Here is a 22,647-nt window from a genome sequence, read left to right on the forward strand (position 1 = left end):
GGCGCACTCGGTGGTTGTTACCCCGCCGTGCTCGATGCGGCACCTTCGCAGTGCTTTTTGAAAGCGTGATCACGAAGTGAATCCGCTGCCATCGGCGCGTGTCTGGATATCGCGCCCCACCGGGCTTTCCGGGCAGGTTGTGCACATCCACGTCACTTCAATGACGGCCACCCATACGCGATGGGCCTTGTGAATCAAGCGGCAAGCAAGCCGGCCGTTACAGATCCCAAGCATGCATACCTGCCCTGCACTCGGTCGCGTCGTGACGACGTATCACATGCACCGACGATCGGCTCGCTCCATGCCCAGCCTCGCGTTACCTCACCTAGTGCCCAACGCGTCCGCGCCGACGCGTCTTGTCCTTCTTGCCATTGCCTCGAGACCCCACAATGATCGCTCTTCTTCAACGGTATAACGTCGGCAAGCGCCTGACTTTCGCTTTCGGCACGCTGATCCTGTTGTCATGCGGGCTGGTCGCCGCGGGCCTCTACACGCTGGCGCAGGCGCGCGATCGCATGGATACGGTGGTCAATCGCCAGATCACGATCATGCAGCACCTGGAAGACATGACCAACGCGACCTCGATCATCGCGGTGCAGCTGCGCAACATCGTGCTGCCGACCTCGCAGGAAGACAATCTGCGCTTTGCCGCCATCATCAAGGACCAGCTGAAGTCCTATGAAGACACGCGTCGCACGCTGTACGTGTTCTCGGCATCGCCGGAAGCGACCGCGATTCGAGTGAAGATCGACCAGGCCAGCGAAGACGCGGTCAAGGCCAATGCCCAGGTTGGCGAGCTTGGATTGAACGGCAAGGCCGAGGAAGCGCTCGCGATACTGCTGCAAAAAGCCGCACCAGCCACCGAGCGCTGGCAGCACGCCATCGCCGAATATTCGGGCCTGCAGCGCCGCCGTGCCGCCACCTCCTACGCCGACACGAACGCCGAGATGGCACGCGGCCGTGCCCTGTTGATCGGCGGCGGCCTGACGGTCGTTGTGTTCAGCATCCTGCTGGGCTGGTTAATCACCCGCAGCCTGGTGCGCCCGCTCACCCAGGCCACCCGCGCCGCTGAAGCGATTGCCAATGGCAACCTCGATAACGATGTGCGTACGCAGTCCAACGACGAAACCGGCCGCCTATTGCAGGCCATGGATCGCATGCAGGGCCAGGTACGCAATCTGATCAGCGCGCAGCTGGACATGGCCAAGCGCCACGACGAAGGTCAGATCAGCTTCCGTATGGATGCCGGCGCGTTCCCCGGCGACTACGGCCGCATGGCCACCGACACCAACGAATTGGTCGCCGCGCACATCAAGGTCAAGATGCAGACCATCCACCTGGTGGAGCGTTACGCGATCGGCGATCTGAGCGAAGACATGCCGCAGTTGCCGGGCGAAAAGGCGGCGATTACCACCGCGATGAATCAGGTCAAGTTGAACCTGTCGACGATGAATGCGGAGATCAAGCAGCTGGCGCAGGCCGCCGCCAATGGCGACTTCAGCGCACGCGGCAACGCCGAGCAGTTCCAGTTCGATTTCCGCATCATGGTGGAAAGCCTCAACCACCTGATGGCCACCGCCGACGGCAATCTGCAGTCGCTCTCCGGCCTGTTGCAGTCGATCGCTGCCGGCGATCTCACCGCCCGCATGAGCGGCCAGTACCAGGGCGTGTTCGCCCAGATGCGCGACGATGCCAACGCCACCGCCGAACAACTGGCCGGCATCGTGGGCCGCATCCAGCTGGCCGCCAATGCGATTGGGTCGGCCTCGGGCGAAATCGCCGCCGGTAACCAGGATCTGTCGCAGCGTACCGAGCAACAGGCCGCCAATCTGGAAGAAACCGCCGCCTCGATGGAAGAACTCACTTCCACCGTCAAGCAGAACGCCGAACACGCAAGTCAGGCCAATCAGCTCGCCATCGGCGCCGCTGCCGTGGCCTCGCAAGGCGGCGATGTGGTGGCCAAGGTGGTCACCACCATGGCCGACATCCAGGGTTCGTCGAAGAAGATTGCCGAGATCATCAGCGTCATCGACGGCATCGCCTTCCAGACCAACATCCTGGCCTTGAATGCCGCAGTGGAAGCGGCGCGTGCCGGCGAACAAGGCCGCGGGTTTGCGGTGGTGGCCTCCGAAGTGCGCACCCTGGCGCAGCGTTCGGCCGGTGCGGCGAAGGAGATCAAGCACCTGATCGACGACTCGGTCAGCAAGGTCACCCAGGGCGCCACCCTGGTCGACCAGGCCGGCACCACCATGGCCGAAATCGTGGCCAGCGTGCAGCGCGTGACCAACATCATGAGCGAGATTTCCTCGGCCTCGCAGGAGCAGTACGCGGGCATCGAACAGGTCAACCAGACCGTGACCCAGATGGACGAAACCACCCAGCAGAACGCCGCACTGGTGGAGGAAGCCACTGCCGCCGCACGGGCGATGGAAGAACAGGCCCAGCAGCTCACCGAAGCGGTTGCAGTGTTCAAGGTTGCCGAGCACACCGCGGTGGCGCGTCAGCTTTCGGCCATTGCCAAGGCACCGGCCAATGCCCGCTTCGCTGCGCGTCCGGCCGCACGTGCCGGCAGCATCGCTCCGCCGCGTCGCAGCGTGACTGGCGCCTCGGCAGCAGCGGCCGACCCGAGCGATTGGCAGGAATTCTGAGCCACGCCCCACCGCTGTCGGCAATGCGGTATTAAGTGCGCCTCAGCGCTTCCACATCGCGCTTGAGACGGTTGCGCACTGCGCTAACGTCCTCAAGCACGCGCTCACACAGGTCTGCATCTGCACCATCTGAATCTGCATCTGCATCTGCATCTGCAAGATGTTCACCACGGCACCGCTCTTGCGGTGCCGTTTTGCGTTGTGCGCGACATCCCTGCCTGCACGCAACCCGCAGGCACTGCGGCAAGCGTGAAATCGCACTTCACATCGTGCACGTCACCCCGCGCCAAGCTGAGGTCAAAACCGCCATTTACGGCTGCTTTTTCAGGGTATTCCTGACACCTCCCCACCAATTCCCTACCCGTTCTACACATGGCGATCACGTGGCTGAGACCGGGCTTTACCAGCAAGTTCTGCTTGCCTCAATGCAGCGCGCCTAACGCCGTTATCTGACCGATGCATCACACAAGGCATGACGTACAACGTGACGCTCCAGCGCTGCGTTGTACGTCATGCCACCCAACGGCACATCCGCTCAGGTCCCTCAATGAACTCCTTCCTGCACCGCTTCAACGTCGGCAAGCGCCTCTCGCTGGCCTTTGGCGTTTTGATCCTTCTCTCGTGCGCGCTGGTGGCCGCCGGCCTGTATACGCTCAGCCAGGCGCGCGAGCGTCTGGACACCATCGTCAACCGCAACATGGCGATGATCCAGTACGCCACCGACATGCTGGACGCCAATGCCACCATCTCGTTGAATCTGCGCAACATCGTGCTGCCCACCACCGCCGAGCAGAACCGGCAGTTCGCCGAAGTGATCGATGCCCAGCGCATCCGCTACAAGGAACTGCGCGAAAAGCTCTATGCGTTTCCTGCCGATGCGCACGACCAGCAACTGCGCAACGCGCTGGATCTGACCCGCGAGCAGGCGCTGTCGCACAACCAGCAGGTGCGCGAGCTGGGGATGGCCGGCAAGGTCGACCAGGCCATGCCGATCCTGCTCGGACGCGCAGCGCCGGCAACCCAGCGCTGGCAGGATGCGATCCGTACCTACTCCAACGCGCAGCGCAAGAGCAGCCAGTTAGCCTATGACCAGGCCAGCGCCTCGATGGCGCGTGGCCGCAGCATGCTGATCGGCGGCGGCGTTGCCGCGGTGCTGCTGAGCGCCCTGCTGGCCTGGATGATCACCCGCAGCCTCACCGGCCCCTTGAACCGCGCCACCCGCGCTGCCGAGGCCATTGCCGAGGGCAAGCTCGACAACGCAGTGCACAGCGAGGCCAGCGACGAAACCGGCCGCCTGCTGCAGGCGATGGACAAAATGCAATCGCAGGTACGCAACCTGATCACCGCGCAGCTGGACATGGCCAAGCGCCACGACAGCGGCCAGATCAGCTTCCGCATGGATGCCGGCGCATTCCCGGGCGACTACGGCCGCATGGCCGGCGACACCAACGCGCTGGTCGACAGCCACATCCAGCTCACACAGCGCCTGGCGCAGATCATGGGCCGCTATGCGATCGGCGACCTCAGCCAGGACATGGACGCGCTGCCCGGCGAAAAAGCCATGCTGACCGACACCATGGCGCAGGTGAAAACCAACCTGGCGTCGATGAATCAGCAGATCAAGCAGCTGGCGCAGTCCGCGGCCAATGGCGATTTCAGCGCACGCGGCGATGCGGCGCAGTTCCAATTCGATTTCCGCGTCATGGTCGAGAGCCTCAATCAGTTGATGGCCACCGCCGATGGCAGTCTGCAGTCGCTGTCGGGCATCTTGCGGTCCATCGCCGCAGGCGATCTGACCGCGCGCATGGACGGCGATTTCAAGGGCGTGTTCGCACAGATGCGTGACGATGCCAATGCCACCTCCACCCAGCTGGCCGGCATCGTCGGGCACATCCAGCACTCGGCGACCTCGATCAATGCCGCCGCCAGCGAGATTGCGGCCGGTAATCAGGATCTGTCGCAGCGTACCGAGCAGCAGGCCGCCAACCTGGAAGAAACCGCCGCCTCGATGGAAGAGCTCACCTCCACCGTCAAGCAGAACGCCGAAAGCGCGCGCCAGGCCAATCAGCTCGCCATCGGCGCCGCAAGCGTGGCCTCACAGGGCGGCGCCGTGGTCAGCAAGGTGGTCGACACCATGAGCGGCATCGAAGCCTCGTCCAAGCGCATCGCCGACATCATCAGCGTCATCGATGGCATCTCGTTCCAGACCAATATCCTGGCCTTGAACGCGGCGGTGGAAGCGGCGCGTGCCGGCGACCAGGGCCGTGGCTTTGCGGTGGTCGCCTCGGAGGTACGCACGCTGGCACAGCGTTCGTCCGCCGCGGCCAAGGAGATCAAGAGCTTGATCGACGACTCGGTGCAGCGTGTGGCCGACGGCTCGCAGCTGGTGGACCAGGCGGGCAAGACCATGGCCGAGATCGTCGCCAGCGTGCAGCGCGTCACCAACATCATGGGCGAGATTTCCGCCGCCTCGCAGGAGCAGTCGGCCGGTATCGAGCAGGTCAACCAGACCGTTACCCACATGGACGAAGCCACCCAGCAGAACGCCGCATTGGTGGAAGAAGCCACCGCCGCCGCCCGCGCGATGGAAGAACAGGCCCAGCAGCTCACCGAAGCGGTGGCCGTGTTCAAGATCGTCGAGCAAGGCCCGGTGGCACGTCAGCCATCGTCGATGGTCGCTGCGCCGGTCAATGCACGCTTCGCTACGCGCCCGGCCGTCGGTGCCACCAGCATCGCCCCGCCACGTCGCAGCGCCAACGGCACGGTGACCGCGGTGGCCGGGCCGAACGACTGGCAGGAGTTCTAAGACACACACCGCAACCCGCAACACACGCCGCATCCAAGAACACCATTCGAGAGTAGTTTGATTCGTGGTCAACGAATCTTGAGGGTCGCTTCCTTGCGAGGGAGGCGGCCCTTTTTTTGTGCCGAGATGCTTCTTCACATCAGCGCCTGATCATGCTGGATGCAGACGCTTCCTCATCGTGAAACCTCACCCATCCTTAACAAACGGCAATCTTGCGCCCCTGCTCTGGAACCAAGCGAACGCGACAATTTGTGCCTAATTCAACATAAAACATCAATTTTGAGCATAGACGGCCGCTATCGACTTCACGCATCCGTAACGCCCTCCCCCGGGCAAGGTCGATTCCTCATGCATTCCTTCAACCGGCTTTCTGTTGGCACCCGGCTCTCCGCGCTGCTGACCCTGGTCATCGCCATTTCGCTGGGCCTGCTGGCCCTGACCATCTACCGCCAGTCCGCTGGCGATATCGAATCCCAGGTCAAGGCCGAACTGCGCTCCAGCACCCGGCTGATGCAGCAGTCGGTGGCGATGTACGACGTCACCCTGACCGAAAGCACCCAGCGCCTGGGCAGCGTGTTCGACGACATGCTCCCCAGCGGCGCACGCACGCTCGATACCGCCAGCACCGTCACCATCGGCGAGCAGGCCACCCCATCCCTGCGCGCCGGCAAGCAGGCGCTCAACCTCAATGTCAACGCGGTGGACCGCTTTGCGCAGGCCACCGGCGGTGTCGCCACGATCTTCGCGCGCACCGGCGAGGACTTCGTGCGTATCACCACCTCGCTACGCAACAAGCAGAACGAACGCGTGATCGGCACCTTGCTCGACCGCAAGGGCAAGGCCTACGCCGCGTTGTCGCAAGGCAAGCCTTTCACCGGCCAGGCGCAGCTGTTCGGCGAGCAGTACATGACCCACTACCAGCCGCTGCGCGATGCCGCCGGCGAGGTAATCGGCGCGCTGTTCGTCGGTCGCAACTACACCCAAGGCCTGGCCGCGCTCAAGGCGCAGGTCGGCACCACCAAGCTCGGCCAGGATGGCTACTTCGTCATCGTCGACATGGCACCGGGCGAACATCAGGGCCAGGTCATCGCCGCCCCGCCGGGCACCCCGGCCACCCTGGCGGCACTGGTGCCGGCCGAGCAGCAGGCGCTGTTGCAATCGGTGCTGGACGGCAAGCAGCCCAGCGCCAACCTGCAGTTGCGCGACGCCAAGGGCAACAGCCAGGCGTTCGAGGTCACCGCCCAGCGCTATGCGCCGTGGCAGTGGGCGGTGATCGGCACCCAGCCGCGCAGCGCCATCGACGGCCCGCTGGACGCGCTGATGGGCAGCATGCTGCTGTTCTCGCTGGTGGTGCTGGCGCTGTGCATCGCGGTGGTCTTTGTGGCGGCACGCAACATGGTCACCCGCCCGTTGCTGGCGGTGGAGCGCGTGCTCGGCGATGTCGCGGCCGGCCGCCTGGACAACCCGATCGAGATCGACCGGCACGATGAACTCGGCCGCCTGCTGCTCAGCGCCCGCACCATGCGCGACGACCTGCGCGCACGTCTGGAACGCGACCACCTGATTGCCAGCGAAGCGCTGCGCGTGCGCACCGCACTGGACGACGTCAGCACCAACGTGATGATCGCCGACGCCGATCGCCGCATCATCTACGTCAATCGACCGCTGCAGCGCATGCTCAAGAGCGTGCAGGAAGAGCTGCGCCGCGACCTGCCCCACTTCGATGCCGATGCGTTGATCAATGCCAGCATCGACCAGTTCCATCGCAAGCCCGAACATCAGGCACGCATGCTCGATCAACTTACCGGCACGCATACCGCGCAGATCCATGTCGGCGGCCGCACCATGCGGCTGGTGGTCAACCCGGTGCTGGGCGCGGCTGGCGAGCGCATGGGCTTTGTAGTCGAGTGGGCCGACCGCACCCAGGAAGTGCAGGTCGAAGAAGAAGTCGCGCGTATCGTGCAGGCGGCCGCCGCTGGCGACCTGAGCGAGCGCGTCGGCACCCAGGGCAAGCAAGGCTTCCTGCTGCTTCTAGCAGAGCAACTCAACGTGCTGCTGGACAACAATGCAGATGGCCTGTCGCGCGTGTCCGCGCTGCTGTCGTCGCTGTCGCAAGGCGATCTGACCGCGCGCATGGACGGCGACCTGCAAGGCGTGTTCGCCACCATCCGCGACGACGCCAATGCCACCGCCGACCAGTTGGCCGGCATCGTGCGCCGGATCAAGGACTCCTCGCTGGCGATCAACTCCGCCGCCAGCGAAATCGCCACCGGCAACAGCGACCTGTCGCGTCGCACCGAGCAACAAGCCGCTGCGCTGGAAGAAACCGCCGCCTCGATGGAAGAGCTCACCGCCACCGTCAAGCAGAACGCCGACAACGCCGACCAGGCCAACCGCCTGGTGCTGGACGCAGCCGGCGTGGCGGCCAAGGGCGGCGATGTGGTCGGCCGCGTGGTCACCACCATGGCCGACATCGACACCTCGTCCAAGAAGATCGCCGAGATCATCTCCGTCATCGACGGCATCGCCTTCCAGACCAACATCCTGGCCTTGAACGCCGCAGTGGAAGCCGCACGTGCCGGCGAACAAGGCCGCGGCTTCGCCGTGGTCGCCTCCGAGGTGCGCAGCCTCGCCCAGCGCTCGGCCGGCGCCGCCAAGGAGATCAAGCACCTGATCGAAGACTCGGTCGCACGCATCGGTAGCGGTGCCGCACTCGCCTCCGAAGCCGGCAACACCATGCAGCAGGTGGTGGGCTCGGTGCAGCGCGTCACCGACATCATGGGCGAGATCACCAGCGCCTCGCGCGAGCAGGCCGCCGGCATCACCCAGGTCAACCAGACCGTCACCCAGATGGACGAAACCACCCAGCAGAACGCCGCATTGGTGGAAGAAGCCACCGCGGCCGCACGCGCGATGGAAGACCAGGCCGCACAGCTGGTGGACGCAGTGGCGGTGTTCCGTCTGGAACAACAAGACCAACTGAGCACCCTGCTGGCCAACGCACGCCACGCCTACCACTGATGTAAGTCAAACGCTCGGTGAGTCGAGGGCGCGGTGCCCTCGCCGCTCAGCACGACCTGTCTGCACTGTCCAATCACTTAGCGAGACAACCAAAGTTTCGAGTTGTGGCGGCGTCTAAATGCGCCCAAGCCTAGTCAATCGAGGGCGCGGCGCCCTCACCGCTCGCGGGACACGCCGTGAATCCGTCCCTGGAGGCTCAGTGGCGGCATCCATGCCGCCACATGGTCCCGCAATCGGCGAGGACACCGCACCAGAAAGTTGGTCGGCTGCTTGAAAACATGCGCACCGACCATCTCCACTGGTCCTTGCCCGCCCACCGTCGTGGGACCTTACGCGGCATGGATGCCGCGTAAGAGCCTACACGGACGTACTTGCGGCGTGTCCCGCGACGGTGGGCGGGCAAGGCCCCTGCAACCAAGCCGCAGTCGATTTATGAGCCGCTCTTAAAGATTTGGTTTTGCCGCCGATATCAAGGCGACGCCGGGACAACCGTCCGGGCCCATTCCCGCATCCACTGTGCTGGTGCTCATGTCCCAAGGCGATACCTCAGAGCTGGACCACGACGCCGATCACCTTGCCGAAGGCGACGAGCGCTATCTGCTGCGCAACAAACGGCAGATCCGTGGCTTGCTGCGCCAGCTGCTCGACCAACGCGCCGTGGTGACCATGCATGTGGCCGGCCGCGACATGGCCGTGCCCACCGCCGTGCTCGAAGTGGACGAAGACGACGACTGTGTGATTCTGGACGGCAGCCATAACGAAGCTTCCAACCGCGCCATCGAAGATGCCAAATATCTGCTGTGCTACGCGCAACTGGAACGGGTCAATATCCGTTTCCGTCTGGAAACGCCCGACCGGCTGGAGCGCGACATCCACGTCGCCTTCCGCGCTGCATTGCCCGACGCCATGTATCACATGCAGCGCCGCGAATCGTACCGGCTGGAAACGCCGATCACCGATTCGCCCATCTGCACCATTCGTCAGGACGACGCACAGGGCGGCACGCTCAACTTGCAGCTGCGCGTGATCGACATCAGCAGCGGCGGCCTGGCGGTAGCGATCACGGACGGCATGCCGCTGCTCGAACCGCAACGCACCTACCGCAATTGCACGCTGCAATTGCCCGACACCGCGCCGATCACGCTACCGCTCACCGTCTGCAGCCAATATAAGCAGTCCCTGCCTAACGGCAGCGAAGGCTTCCGTGTCGGCATGCAGTTCAGCGATCTGCCGCGTGGCGCCGACGAAACCATTCAACGCTATATTTTTCGCGTCGACCGCCAGCGCAACGCGCGCAAGAGCGGCGTGTTCTGAACCCGCCCGTACCACGCACAGCGCACCGCTAAAGTTGCCGTGCGCTGCGCCGATGTTGCTAGGGCAACCTCTTCCACACTCTTTTTCGCACGCTTCTGCCGCATTTCTTCAGCAATCTGACACTCAGCCGCAACGCCCGGAGTTTCCATGAACGACAAAAGCACTGCCACCGGCACCGGTGGTGAATTCCTCAGCTTCGCCTTGGGCGAAGAACACTACGGCGTGGACATCCTGAAAGTGCAGGAAATCCGCGGCTACGATTCGGTCACCCGTCTGCCCGACGCTCCCGATTACATCAAGGGTGTGATCAACCTGCGCGGCACCATCGTGCCGGTGATCGACCTGCGCCTGAAGCTGCGGCTGAAAGAAGCGCGCTACGACGCCTTCACCGTGATGATCGTGCTCAACGTCGAAGACCGCGTGGTCGGCATCGTGGTGGACAGCGTCTCCGACGTGATCCCGCTCAACGACGACCAGATCCGCCCGACGCCGGAATTCGGCGCCGCCGTCGACACCCGTTTCATTTCGGGCATCGGTACCCAGGACGATCGCATGCTGATCCTGCTGGATATCGAAACCTTGTTGGACAGCGCCGAACTCGGTCAGCAGCAATTGGCCGAAGAAGCCGCCTGACGTATAGCGATCAAGGCACGTAACAAGCGCTCGTTATGCATGCTTAGTCAGAGCACGAAAGTCGTCGTGTAGCGCGCTACACGACGACTTTCTGCACGCAGCAAACCCGCCTGGGGGCTGCAGTGGTGCCGGCAGTCGCGGTTACGACCATCTGGTGTCGGGAGCTTCCCGACACGAGACGTGCGCCTAGAGTGAAGTGAGATAGGAATCACGTTTTTTGGATTCAAGTTGAACGGCAGCTAGCCGATAGCTGAATAGAAGCCCGCGCACTTAAACGGGTCACCGTTCGACTTTTGATTCTGGAGAATCCCAATGAAGTTCCTGCTCTCGCTCCTCCCCGTCGCTGCTCTCGTCATCGTTGCTCCCACGCTTTCGGCTCAGTCGCAGGAAATGATTCCGCCGGAAATGGCCACCCGCTTCGTCGGCAAGGACGGCATGGTGTGCGGCAAGGTCGAAAAGGCCAAGTACGCGCAGAGCTCGGAAGGCGAACCCACCTTCCTGTACATGGGTGGCATGTTCCCGCGCCACACCTTCTCGGCCCGCATCGACGGCGCCAACCGCGGCAAGTTCAGCTTTGCTCCCGAATCCCTGGAAGGCAAGGACGTCTGTGTCCTCGGCAAGATCCAGCGCGACAGCTCGCGTGCCGAAATCGAAGTCAGCTCGCCGGCCAGCCTGAAGCTCGCCACCATCAAGTAATCGCCTCGCACATCGCCACGCCCTCGCGCGTGGCGATCTGCTGTTTGCGCTTATGCGGACTGACTTCTACGGGGAATCGTGTCAATGCAATGGATCAACAATCTGAAATTGATGCCCAAGCTGATGCTGGCATTCGGCATCGTGCTGCTGATCTTGCTGGTGCAGGGGATCATCGCTTATTCGGGTCTGGCCTCGCTCAACAACGTCACCAGTGACCTGGCCGGCAACACCATGTCCAGCGTGCGCGAAGCAGGCGACCTGCGCGGCATGCTGGGCGAATACCGTAATGCTTCTTATCAAAGTTTGGTGCGCGCAAGCGACGCGGTGAAGCAGGAAGCCAAGCTCCGCGCCAAGCGGCTCGATGGCGAAATCGAAGCGACGATCAAGGGCTATCCCCGCCTGATCGAAAGCCCGGAGCAGAAGAAGCTGTTTGCGAGCTTCGTGGCAGACTGGAAGAAGGCCTCGGCCTCCTACGCCAGCGTCAACGAAATGCTCGAACTCAATCTGCCCGACGACGCCGTCGACACCTTCGTCGGCGAAACCCGCACCCTGCACAACAAGGCCAAGGATTCGCTGGCCGCGTTGATCGTCGAAGACAACCGCCTGGCACAGGCGGCCAAGAGCAAGGCCGAGAAGGTCCACGCCACCTCGGTCACCTTGAGCATGGTGGTGTTGCTGCTCGGCATCGCCGGCGGCCTGGGCCTTGCGTTTCTGTTCGCCCGTTCCATCGTCAAGAGCATGCGCGGCGCGGTCTCGACTGCCACCGAAATCGCCGGCGGCAAACTCGATGGCCAGATCAACGTGCAGGGCCAGGACGAAGTGGGCGAACTGATGCGCTCCATGCAGCGCATGCAGCGCGATCTGAAGGAACGCATTGAACGCGATCAGAAGATTGCCGACGAAAACCTGCGCATTCGCACCGCGCTGGACAAGTCCTCCACCGCCACCTTCATCACCGATACCGATCGCATCATCATCTACGCCAACGAAGCGTTCATGAAGCTCGTCGCGCATTACGAAGGCAGCATCCGTCTGGCATCGTCGGATTTTGAAGCCAGCAAGATCATCGGTCAGCACATCAGTTATCTCGGCCTGCCCGAGACGACCGTGCGCAAGGCCATCGCCGCACTGGAACGCGACGGCATCACCAGCTTCGAAGAACGCTACGGCGAGTTCGTGATGATGCAGACCGTCACCGTGATCAAGAACGAGCAGGACGAAAGCACCGGCGATGTCTGCGAATGGCGCGACCGCACCATCGAAGTCCAGGTCGAAGAAGAAGTGGCCCGTATCGTGCGCGCCGCTGCCAGCGGCGACATGAGCGGCCGGGTGGAAACCGAGGGCAAGCAGGGTTTCTTCCTGCAGCTGGCGCAGCAACTCAACGGCTTGCTGGATGCCAACGCTGCCAGCCTGGAGCAGATTTCCTCGCTGCTGTCGGCGCTGTCGCGTGGCGATCTGACCGTGCGCATGCACGGCGAATTCAGCGGCGTGTTCGCGCAGATGCGTGACGATGCCAATGCCACCGCCGAGCAGCTGGCCGACATTGTCGGGCGCATCAAGGTCTCCTCCACCGCCATCAACTCGGCAGCTGGCGAGATCGCCTCGGGCAACAGCGACCTGTCGCATCGCACCGAGCAGCAGGCAGCCAACCTGGAAGAAACTGCGGCCTCGATGGAAGAGCTCACGTCCACCGTGAAGCAGAACGCCGAAAGCGCCCGTCAGGCCAACCAGCTTGCCATCGGCGCCACCGGTGTGGCCTCGCAAGGCGGTGAAGTGGTCTCGCAAGTGGTCGCCACCATGTCCGGCATCGAAGCCTCGTCCAAGAAGATCGCCGACATCATCTCCGTCATCGACGGCATCGCCTTCCAGACCAATATCCTCGCATTGAACGCGGCGGTGGAAGCGGCACGTGCGGGCGAACAGGGCCGCGGCTTTGCGGTGGTGGCCTCGGAAGTGCGTACGTTGGCGCAGCGTTCGGCCGGTGCAGCCAAGGAGATCAAGGGACTGATCGACGACTCCGTGCACAAGGTCGCCGAAGGCTCGGCACTGGTGCGCAAGGCCGGTGCGACCATGGCCGACATCGTGGCCAGCGTGCAGCGCGTCACCGACATCATGGGCGAGATCTCTGCCGCTTCGCAGGAACAGTCGACCGGGATCGAACAGGTCAACCAGACCATCACCCAGATGGACGAAACCACCCAGCAGAACGCCGCGCTGGTGGAAGAAGCCACTGCCGCCGCACGCTCGATGGAAGAGCAGGCCGGTCACCTGGCCGAAGCAGTGTCGGTGTTCAAGCTGGACGAGCCTGCCGCACCGGTCGCACGCGCGCGCCCGGTGGCGGTGGCCTCACGTCCGGTCGCAGCCAAGACCGCTGCCAAACCGGCTGCGCGTGCAACCGCCGCGCCTTCGCGCCAGGCCAAGCCGCAGGCCGCACTGGCCGACGGTAACTGGCAAGAGTTCTGATTCACCGCCGTCACCCACACCGCCCCGGCCAAGCCGGGGCGGTGTGTTTCTACGGTGTATTTCTGCCTCTGTTGCGACACGCATCTGCGCCGCCATCCCCTGCTGCCGGCGCCATGCCGTAGCGCCATGCTCCATAAATACTCGGCAACCGGCCCCAACCGCCCGCGACGGCGCAGATTGGTGCTTCAGTTGCATGACCACATGGCCGATATCCAGTACTAGCTAACGACGCGTACGGATATGACGACCACCTCGACTTCCGCTTCAGACACACGCGAATTTGATTTTGGCGACCGCGATTTCAAACGCGTTTGCGATCTGATCTATCAGCGTGTCGGCATCGCCCTGGCTCCGGCCAAGCGCGACATGGTGTATGGCCGGCTGTCGCGTCGTCTGCGCGTGCTCGGTCTGCGCTCTTTCCGCGACTACATCGACCAGCTCGAAGCAGGCAACGACGAGGAAGAATGGCAGGCGTTCACCAACGCGCTGACCACCAACCTGACCTCGTTCTTCCGCGAGCCGCATCACTTCGACAAGCTGCGCGAAGAACTGCAAAAGCGTGCCTCGCAGGCACCGCTGAAGATCTGGTCGTGTGCGGCCTCCACCGGTGAGGAGCCCTACTCCATCGCCATCACCGCCTGCGAAGCCTTCGGCTCGCTGACCCCGCCGGTGAGCATCATCGCCACCGACGTCGATACCCAGGTGCTGGAAACCGCCTCGCGCGGCGTCTACGCCATCGACCGCGTCGCCTCGCTGGATGCATCGATCAAGCGCAAGTATTTCCAGCGCGGCAGCGGCCCCAACGAAGGCAAATGCCGGGTCATTCCGGCGCTGCGCCAGCTCATCGAATACAAGCAACTGAATCTGCTGTCGCCACGCTACGACGTCGGCGGCCCGTATGCGGCGCTGTTCTGCCGCAACGTGATGATCTATTTCGACAAGCCCACCCAGCGCGGCATCCTGTCGCGTCTGGTCAGCCACATGGGCGATGACGGCCTGCTCTATACCGGGCACTCGGAGAACTACCTGCACGCGGCCGACCTGATCCAGCCGTGCGGGCGCACGCTGTATCGGCGCGCTCCGCGCGCGGGAGCCGCTACATGAGTACCGCTGTGCAGGTCGACGATGTCATGCGCTACCGCGACTCGCGGTTCCAGACCATCACCGCCAAGCTGCTGCCTACCCAATACCTGGTGGTGGACGACGACACCGCGTTGACGACCACCTTGGGATCGTGCGTTGCGGCCTGTCTTCGCGACCCGGTGTTGAAGATCGGCGGCATGAACCATTTCCTGCTGCCGGAAGGCCAGGTTGGCGATGGCGCACCCGCGCGCTACGGCAGTTATGCGATGGAGTTGCTGATCAACGACATGCTCAAGCGCGGCGCGCATCGCAAGCGGATCGAAGCCAAGGTCTTCGGTGGCGCCAACGTGCTCAAGGGCTTCACCAGCAACCCGGTGGGCACCCGCAACGCCGAGTTCGTGCGCCAGTACCTGTTGGCCGAGCACATCCCCATCATTGCCGAAGATCTGTGCGGCATCCATCCGCGCAAGGTCTGGTTCTTCCCGACGACCGGACGCGTTGTCGTGCAGCGTTTGCCGCACGCACACGAAGCCGAAGTCGCCGCTACCGAATCTGCCGTGCGCGCCCGTCTGTCCAAAGCACCGGTCACCGGTGGAGTGGAGTTGTTCGAATGACGCTGGAAACCCCTGTTCGCGTATTGATCGTCGACGACTCGGCGGTGGTGCGTCAGATGCTGACCGAGATCCTGTCGCGCGATGCCGGCATCGAAGTGATCGGCTCGGCCGCCGACCCGATCCTGGCGCGCGAAAAGATCAAACGGCTCAATCCGGACGTGATCACGCTGGATGTGGAAATGCCGCGCATGGACGGCCTGGTATTCCTGGAAAACCTCATGCGCCTGCGCCCCACCCCGGTGGTGATGATTTCATCGCTGACCGAGCGTGGCGCCGACACCACCTTGCAGGCCTTGTCGCTGGGCGCGGTGGATTTCATCTCCAAGCCCAAGATCGATGTCGCACGCGGGCTGGAAGGCTATGCCGAAGAAATCGTCAGCAAGGTCAAGATGGCCTCCAAGGCCAAGGTCAGCGCGCTCAATCGCCCCAGCGCGCCCAAGGTCACCCTGGACATGCAGGCTGCGCCGGTGGCTGGCAGCGCCCTGCGCTTCCGCACTACCGACCGCCTGATCGCCATCGGCGCCTCGGCCGGCGGCACTGAAGCCCTGCGCGTGGTGCTCGAACACATGCCCGCCGATGCACCGGCGGTGGTCATGACCCAGCACTTGCCGGCCAGCTTCAGCACCGCTTTTGCCGAGCGACTCAATCGTCATTCGGCCATGTCGGTGCGCGAAGCCAGCGATGGCGAAGCGATCCTGCCCGGCCACGCCTACCTGCCGCCCGGCGGCCAGCATCTGCGCATCATCCGCGACGGTGCCCGCTGGCGCTGCCGCATCGACGACGGCCCGCCGGTCAATCGCCACAAGCCGGCGGTGGACGTGCTGTTCCGCTCGGTCGCCGCCAACGCCGGCCCGAACGCGGTCGGCGCCATCCTCACCGGCATGGGTGACGACGGCGCACGCGGCCTGCTGGAAATGCTGCAGGCCGGCGCGCCCACGCTGGTGCAGGACGAAGCCAGCAGCGTGGTGTGGGGCATGCCCGGTGCCGCCTACAAGCTTGGCGCCGCGCAGGAAGTGGTGCCGCTGGACCGCGTTGCCGAGCGCTTGATCGCGCTGTCGGCGCAGGCACGTTGATCCGGCATGAGCGCCCTGCCCCCGTCTCCGACCGACCAGGCGGAGGTTCCCGGCGCACCGGGAACCACGTCGGTCGCTGCTGCGGATTCAACGGTAGATAGCGCGACAGAACTTGGGGCATTCGACACGCCGTCGATCAAGGCCGGCCCGGTCACTGCCGGCATGGTCAAACCCGACGAACGCCCCGATGCCACGCGCTCGCGCCTGTTGGCCGAAGCGCTGGATGGCAGCAGCAGTGCGATCCTGATCTGCGATCTGCAATCGCACCTGCTGTATGCCAACGACGGCTTCCAGCGCATGTTCGGCTATACCGAGGCCGAACTGGTCGGCAAGCGTCCCTCGGACGTGCTCACCCGCGCGCAGAGCGATCAGGGCGAGGTGGCGCGCATCCGCGATCGCGCCGACGCTTTGCAGCAGACCCAGGCCGACCTGCTGGTCTATCGCAAGGACGGCACGCCGCTGTGGATCTCGCTCAACTTCAATCCGATCTACGACGCCAGGCACAACCCATCGCATTACGTGGCGGTGCTGACCGACATCACCGACACCAAGATGCACGAGGTGCTGCAGCACCGTGTGCTTGAGGCGCTGGTGCAGGAGCGTCCGCTGATCGACGTGATGACGTTGATCTGCACCGAGGTCGAACGCATCGCACCGGACGTGCTGGCCACGGTGATGAGCGCGGACAACCAGGGCTGCCTGCATTCGCTGGCCGCCCCCAGCCTGCCGCCCGAATACGCCGATGCAGTCAACGGGTTGAAGATCGCGCCCGGTGCAGGCGCCTGCGGCACCGCCGCCTGGCGTGGCCGCGCGGTCATGGTGGAAGACATCGCCACCGACCCGCTATTCGCACCGTACCGCGACCTGCTGCTGCCGATGGGCTTGCGCGCCTGCTGGAGCACGCCGATCCGCTCCAACAGCTCGCGCGTGCTCGGCACCTTCGCGCTGTATTACCGCAAGGCGCAACGTGCCGATGCCTGGCATGTGCGGCTCACCGATCTGTGCCAGCAGTTATGCACGCTGGCGCTGGAACGCGAACAGATCCGCCAACGCGTGCATCAACTCGCGTTCTACGATGCGCTGACCGGGCTGCCCAACCGCATCATGTTCAGCGCACGCGCCGAGCAGGCGCTGACGCAGGCCGAATACGCCAGCGAACCGGCCGCGTTGATGTTCATCAACATCGACCGCTTCAAGCTGATCAACGACAGCCAGGGCCATGCCGCAGGCGATGGCCTGTTGCGCGACATCGCATTACGCATTGGCGAACAACTCACCGCCACCGCCATGCTGGCGCGCCTGGCCGGCGACGAATTCGCGCTCGCCCTGCCGCAATGCAGTGCCGAACAGGCCAGCGCCGCCGCGGAGCGTCTGCTCTGCACCATCGCCGTGCCGTTGCCGGTCGGCCACATGACCGTGCATCCGTCTGCCAGCGTGGGCGTGGCGATGTTTCCCGAGGACGGTCGCGACATCAACATCCTGTTGCGGCATGCCGATCTGGCGATGAATCGCGCCAAGCAGGAAGGCGGCGGACGCTTCCGCTTCTTCAGCGCCGATATGAATCGTATGGCGCAGGAGCGCGTTGCGCTGGAAGCGGAGCTGCGCCAGGCCATCGGACGCGATCAGCTGCAACTGCACTATCAACCTCAGCTGCACAGCGCCGCGCCGCACGCGCTGTATGGCGTGGAAGCGCTGCTGCGCTGGAACCACCCGCAACTCGGCGCGGTGTCGCCGGCACGGTTTCTGCCCGTGGCCGAAGAACAAGGCATGATGCCGCAGCTCAACGATTGGGTATTGCGCCGCGCCTGCCAGCAGGTCGCCGACTGGCGCCAACGCGGCGTGCCGGTGGCCCGTGTATCGGTGAATCTGTCGGCCAGCAGTTTCGAAAGTCCGCGCATGCTCAGCGACCTGCTCAGACTCATCGCCGACATGGGCGTGCTGCCCTCCGATCTCACATTGGAAATGACCGAAAGCGTAATGCTCTCGGGGCAACCCGGCGTGCTGGAAAACCTGCATGCCATCCGCGAAGCCGGCATCTCGTTGTCACTGGACGACTTCGGCACCGGCTATTCCAGCCTGAGCCATCTGCACCGCCTGCCGATCGACGAACTCAAGCTGGACATGAGCTTCGTGCGCGACATCGAACACAGCGAAGACGCTCGCGCGCTCACCACCTCGGTGCTGCGCATCGGCGAGCATCTGCGCAAGCATGTGGTTGCAGAAGGCGTGGAAAACGAAGCCCAGCGCTTGTTCCTCGCCGACCTGGGCTGCGAAGTGCTGCAGGGCTATCTGTTCTCACGGCCGTTGCCGGCTGCGGCGTTGGAAGCCTGGTTGGGTGCGCAGCCTTAGAGCATTGAAGCCTCAGCGATTTACTTCAGCCTTCGCTGCTGCCTCAACCTTGACAGCTGTTTCAGCCTCGGCCGTTGCGTAGACCGTAATCGTTGAAGTTCTGATCGCGCTTGGGCTGGTGGCACTCAAGTAACTCGTACCCTCATCCGGCGCTTCGCGCCACCTTCTCCCGTAGGAGAAGGGAACTAAAGCCCCTCTCCCTGCGGGAGAGGGGTTGGGGTGAGGGTACGGGCTTCATCCATGCACTGCTGCACTGACCGACGCCTTCGTCTAAGCGCTGCCTTCAAGCGTAGCTCTCAGCGACCATGCCAACACCTTGCCCCACTGTCCGCTTCAACCATCCCAACAACTGTGCGGTGACGAACGCCGGATTCTCCAGCGACGCGATATGCCCGGCATCGGGCACCAACTCGTAATCGCAGCCGATCACTTCGGCCATCAGCCATAGCTCTTCCGGCGGGCGCGGAATATCGTATTCGCCACCCAACAAGAATGTGTTTGCCGGATTTAGCGCCGACAACACCTCCAACCGATCGGCACGCCCGAAGATCAACCGGCCCAACGGCACCACCGATGCACGCAGCTGCTCGGCCGACATCGCCGCCAATCGTTGCGCAAACGCAGCCGGCAGCGCGGAACTCAGATCGATACCAGGACGGAAAAAGATCGGCACGATTGCCTCGATCAACGCAGGCGTCACCTGCCCCGCCGCTTCGATCGCATCCAGCAGGCCGAAATAGCGCATCTGAGTCGCCTGCGGTTCGGCGCCCAGAAACGTATCCATCAGCACCAGGCTGCGCACGCGCTCCGGCGCAAGCAACGCAAGCTCTGCACCCCACATGCCACCGACCGACAAACCAACTACCGCGCATTGCGGCAGTTCCAGCGCATCCAGCAATAGCAGCATCTGCTCGGCAAGATCGCCAACCGTCTGCGTGCCGGCTGGCAGCGCCGCCGATTGCCCATGTCCCCACAGCTCGGGAACGATGACCCGATAGTGCTGCGAGAGCGCGTGAATCTGCGGCTCCCACATGGCCGCATCCCAGAGGTAGCTGTGGCCGAGCAGAACCGGAAACCCTTGACCGTATTGTGCGTAGTGCAGCGTTTGACCAGCGATCGTGCAAATAGGCATTGGAAATCATGAGAGCCATGGGAGCGGCGCCACTCTAGTCCCCTGCACTTCAGATTTTTGTTGCAATGCGACAGGCGAGTTAACTGCTATTGGCTTTAACTTCCGGCATCGTGCAGACAAAGCGAAGTGACCGCCCGAATAACGAAAAACGCCCGGCATTGCCGGGCGTTTTCGAACACGAGATCAAGCAGCTCGATCAGGCCGCGACGGTATCGGCGACATCCTGATATTCCTGGATCTGATCGAAGTTCATGTAGCGGTAGATCTGGTCGCCACTGGTCTTGATCACGCCCACATCGGCCATGTACTCGTCCTTGGTCGGGATGCGACCCAGACGCGAGCAGATCGCGGCCAACTCTGCCGAACCCAGATACACGTTGGTGTTGCGACCAAGGCGATTCGGGAAGTTACGTGTGGAGGTGGAGAACACCGTGGCGCCCTCGCGCGCCTGCGCCTGGTTGCCCATGCACAGCGAACAGCCCGGCATTTCCATGCGTGCACCGGCCGCGCCGAAGGTGCCGTAATGGCCTTCCTTGGTCAGCTCGGAGGCGTCCATCTTGGTCGGCGGCGCAACCCACAAACGGGTCGGGATATCGCGCTTGCCTTCCAGCAACTTGGCAGCGGCACGGAAGTGACCGATGTTGGTCATGCACGAACCGATGAACACCTCGTCGATCGCCGCACCGGCAACCTCGGACAGCGTCTTGACGTCGTCCGGATCGTTCGGGCAGGCCACGATCGGCTCATGGATGTCGGCCAGATCGATCTCGATGACGGCGGCGTATTCGGCGTCGGCATCGGGCTGCAGCAGTTGCGGATCCGCCAGCCACTCTTCCATCTTGCTGATGCGACGACCCAGCGTGCGCGCATCGGCATAGCCTTCGGCAATCATCCAGCGCAGCAGAGTGATGTTGCTGGTCAGGTATTCGATGATCGGCGCCTTGTCCAGGTGCACGGTGCAACCTGCGGCCGAACGTTCGGCAGAAGCATCGGACAGCTCGAACGCCTGTTCCACCTTCAGATTCGGCAAGCCTTCGATCTCCAGGATGCGGCCGGAGAAGATGTTCTTCTTGCCCTGCTTGGCCACGGTCAGCAGACCGTCCTTGATCGCGTACAGCGGGATCGCGTTGACCAGGTCACGCAAGGTCACACCCGGCTGCATCTCACCCTTGAAGCGCACCAGCACGCTCTCGGGCATGTCCAGCGGCATCACGCCGGTGGCGGCGGCGAAGGCCACCAGGCCGGAGCCGGCCGGGAACGAAATGCCGATCGGGAAACGCGTGTGCGAGTCGCCACCGGTACCGACGGTGTCGGGCAGCAGCATGCGATTGAGCCAGCTGTGGATCACGCCGTCGCCCGGACGCAGCGACACGCCGCCTCGGGTGGAGATGAACTCCGGCAAGGTGTGGTGGGTCTTGACGTCGACCGGCTTCGGATAAGCGGCGGTGTGGCAGAACGACTGCATCACCAGGTCGGCCGAGAAGCCCAGGCAGGCCAAGTCCTTGAGCTCATCGCGGGTCATCGGGCCGGTGGTGTCCTGCGAGCCCACCGAGGTCATCTTCGGTTCGCAATAGGTGCCCGGGCGCATGCCCTGGCCTTCCGGCAAGCCGCAGGCGCGGCCGACCATCTTCTGCGCCAGCGAGAAGCCCTTGCCGGTATCCGGCGGCACCATCGGCAGACGGAACAGATCAGACGCCGGCAGGCCCAGGAATTCGCGCGCCTTGGCGGTCAGGCCACGGCCGACGATCAACGGAATGCGGCCACCGGCGCGCACTTCGTCGAACAGCACGTCCGACTTCATCGCGAACTCGGCGATCACCTGGCCGTTCTTCAGCGCCTTGCCGTCGTACGGACGCAGCTCGACCACATCGCCGTGCTCCATCTGCGATACGTCCAGCTCGATCGGCAACGCACCGGCGTCTTCCATGGTGTTGTAGAAGATCGGCGCGATCTTCGCGCCCAGGCACACGCCGCCGAAGCGCTTGTTCGGAATGAACGGAATATCTTCGCCAGTCCACCACAGCACCGAGTTGGTCGCCGACTTGCGCGAAGAACCGGTACCGACCACATCGCCCACATAGGCGACCAGATGGCCCTTGTCCTTGAGATCGGCAATGGCCTGGATCGGGCCGCGCTTGCCGTCTTCTTCCGGCACGAAGGCAGCGCCGTCGCGTGCGTTCTTGAGCATCGCCAAGGCATGCAGCGGGATGTCCGGGCGCGTGGTCGCATCCGGGGCCGGCGACAGGTCGTCGGTGTTGGTTTCGCCCGGCACCTTGAACACGGTGACGGTCATGCTCTGCGGAACTTCCGGCTTGCTGGTGAACCACTCGGCCTCGGCCCAGCTCTGCAGCACGGCCTTGGCGTGCGCGTTACCGGCTTGTGCCTTTTCCTGCACGTCGTGGAAGGCGTCGAACACCAGCAAGGTGTGCTTGAGCGCTTCGGCGGCGGTGGCGCCCAGCTCGGCGTTATCGAGCAGATCGATCAGCGGCTGGATGTTGTAGCCACCCAGCATGGTGCCAAGCAGCTCGGTCGCATGCGTGGGGCTGATCAGCGCGGTTTTTTCGGTGCCGAAGGCCACTGCGGCCAGGTACGAGGCCTTGACCTTGGCAGCGTCATCGACGCCGGCCGGCACGCGCTGGCTGAGCAGCTCGACCAGGAACTCCGCTTCACCCGCCGGCGGAGCCTTGAGCAGCTCGATGACCTCGGCGGTCTGCTGCGCGGTCAGCGGCAGCGGCGGGATACCGAGCGCGGCGCGCTCTGCAACGTGGTGGCGATAGGCTTCCAACATGCGGATTCTCCGAAAAGACAACGAGTG

13 protein-coding genes are annotated in these 22,647 nt (G+C 63.8%); 11 read left to right on the forward strand and 2 right to left on the reverse strand.

Annotated features, from left to right (window positions below):
* The first annotated feature begins 389 nt into the window (after positions 1 to 389).
* The 11 genes from AC1PLU_RS12195 to AC1PLU_RS12245 all read left to right on the forward strand — a co-directional run bounded on the left by AC1PLU_RS12195 (position 390) and on the right by AC1PLU_RS12245 (position 18,700).
* The gene (locus AC1PLU_RS12195; protein ID WP_481106352.1) at positions 390 to 2,648 is read left to right on the forward strand and encodes a methyl-accepting chemotaxis protein; all 2,259 of its coding nucleotides are present in this window, start codon (positions 390 to 392) and stop codon (positions 2,646 to 2,648) included.
* 547 nt (positions 2,649 to 3,195) lie between these two features.
* Positions 3,196 to 5,454: a methyl-accepting chemotaxis protein gene (locus tag AC1PLU_RS12200; RefSeq protein WP_481106353.1), complete on the forward strand. Its 2,259-nt coding sequence runs from the start codon at positions 3,196 to 3,198 to the stop codon at positions 5,452 to 5,454.
* A 348-nt stretch (positions 5,455 to 5,802) separates the two neighbouring features.
* The gene (locus AC1PLU_RS12205) at positions 5,803 to 8,475 is read left to right on the forward strand and encodes a methyl-accepting chemotaxis protein (RefSeq protein WP_481106354.1); all 2,673 of its coding nucleotides are present in this window, start codon (positions 5,803 to 5,805) and stop codon (positions 8,473 to 8,475) included.
* 528 nt (positions 8,476 to 9,003) lie between these two features.
* Entirely contained in the window at positions 9,004 to 9,789 is a 786-nt protein-coding gene (locus AC1PLU_RS12210) for a flagellar brake protein (RefSeq protein WP_043889772.1), read from the forward strand.
* A gap of 147 nt (positions 9,790 to 9,936) precedes the next feature.
* The gene (locus tag AC1PLU_RS12215; protein ID WP_006451575.1) at positions 9,937 to 10,422 is read left to right on the forward strand and encodes a chemotaxis protein CheW; all 486 of its coding nucleotides are present in this window, start codon (positions 9,937 to 9,939) and stop codon (positions 10,420 to 10,422) included.
* Between the two features lie 312 nt (positions 10,423 to 10,734).
* Positions 10,735 to 11,118: a hypothetical protein gene (locus AC1PLU_RS12220; protein ID WP_005993867.1), complete on the forward strand. Its 384-nt coding sequence runs from the start codon at positions 10,735 to 10,737 to the stop codon at positions 11,116 to 11,118.
* Positions 11,119 to 11,202: 84 nt separating this feature from the next.
* On the forward strand, positions 11,203 to 13,581 hold the full coding sequence (locus AC1PLU_RS12225) for a methyl-accepting chemotaxis protein (RefSeq protein WP_481106355.1): 2,379 nt from the start codon (positions 11,203 to 11,205) through the stop codon (positions 13,579 to 13,581).
* Positions 13,582 to 13,821: 240 nt separating this feature from the next.
* A complete protein-coding gene (locus AC1PLU_RS12230; RefSeq protein ID WP_023903866.1) occupies positions 13,822 to 14,685 on the forward strand; it encodes a CheR family methyltransferase in 864 nt (287 codons plus the stop codon).
* Entirely contained in the window at positions 14,682 to 15,278 is a 597-nt protein-coding gene (gene cheD / locus AC1PLU_RS12235; RefSeq protein ID WP_006448345.1) for a chemoreceptor glutamine deamidase CheD, read from the forward strand. Before AC1PLU_RS12230 ends, cheD begins: the two co-directional genes overlap by 4 nt.
* The gene (locus tag AC1PLU_RS12240; protein WP_006448344.1) at positions 15,275 to 16,351 is read left to right on the forward strand and encodes a protein-glutamate methylesterase/protein-glutamine glutaminase; all 1,077 of its coding nucleotides are present in this window, start codon (positions 15,275 to 15,277) and stop codon (positions 16,349 to 16,351) included. The genes cheD and AC1PLU_RS12240 overlap by 4 nt, the downstream gene beginning before the upstream one ends.
* 6 nt (positions 16,352 to 16,357) lie before the next feature.
* Positions 16,358 to 18,700 (forward strand): putative bifunctional diguanylate cyclase/phosphodiesterase, encoded by a 2,343-nt coding sequence (locus tag AC1PLU_RS12245; protein WP_481106356.1) that lies wholly within the window; start codon positions 16,358 to 16,360, stop codon positions 18,698 to 18,700.
* A gap of 283 nt (positions 18,701 to 18,983) precedes the next feature.
* On the opposite strand, the gene AC1PLU_RS12250 is transcribed toward AC1PLU_RS12245, so the two are convergent.
* Positions 18,984 to 19,832, reverse strand: a complete 849-nt coding sequence (locus tag AC1PLU_RS12250) for an alpha/beta fold hydrolase (protein ID WP_481106357.1) — start codon at positions 19,830 to 19,832, stop codon at positions 18,984 to 18,986.
* A 196-nt stretch (positions 19,833 to 20,028) separates the two neighbouring features.
* Entirely contained in the window at positions 20,029 to 22,620 is a 2,592-nt protein-coding gene (gene acnB / locus AC1PLU_RS12255; protein WP_481106358.1) for a bifunctional aconitate hydratase 2/2-methylisocitrate dehydratase, read from the reverse strand.
* Between the last annotated feature and the right edge of the window lie 27 nt (positions 22,621 to 22,647).

The sequence above is a fragment of the Xanthomonas sp. NCPPB 2933 genome (assembly GCF_056725225.1).